This is a genomic window from Clostridium sp. E02 (assembly GCF_003833015.1).
Lineage (GTDB): Bacteria > Bacillota > Clostridia > Lachnospirales > Lachnospiraceae > Lacrimispora.
This window is the reverse complement of sequence record NZ_RJLQ01000063.1, coordinates 1-506: the sequence shown is the minus strand read 5'-3', so window position 1 is coordinate 506 and position 506 is coordinate 1. Positions and strand designations below refer to the sequence as shown.

Below are 506 nucleotides of genomic sequence, written 5' to 3'. Positions count from 1 at the left end.
TTCCAACTCTCAAGATCTTCTTTTAAACCTTCTGCGGCACCAATCACTTCTCTGTATCCATCTTCTGTAACACCAATGGCTACAAGTACTGAAACATTTTCATATTCTCCACCCCAGCATCGTTTTAAGAATACACCGTCCACAAAAACATATGGATAAGTTTTTCTCTTAAGCTTACGATTTCTCCAGTTTTCAATGTGTTCATACGCTTTTTTGTTTAAATTACTAATTGTACCAGGAGAGACTTTCGTTCCCCATAGCGCTTGGGTAATGTCCTCTACTCTGCGGACGGATACACCAGCAAGATACATCTCAATAAGAGCTTCTTCAACAGATGTCTCACGTCTCTTATAGCGTTCAATAATGGCAGTTTCAAAAGCAACACCTTTTAATTTAGGCATTTTTAGATTAACATCACCAGAAGTCGTAGTAAATGTGCGGTCATAATGACCAGCACGGTACCCTTTGCGTTCTTCATTACGTGCATAACGTTCTGCATTAACAAG

At 39.3% G+C, this 506-nt stretch carries 1 protein-coding gene; it reads right to left on the bottom strand.

Annotated elements, in window-relative coordinates; genetic code table 11:
• Positions 1–506: transposase (locus EFT72_RS18935; protein WP_206426691.1), on the bottom strand; the 506-nt coding region annotated here is incomplete at both ends.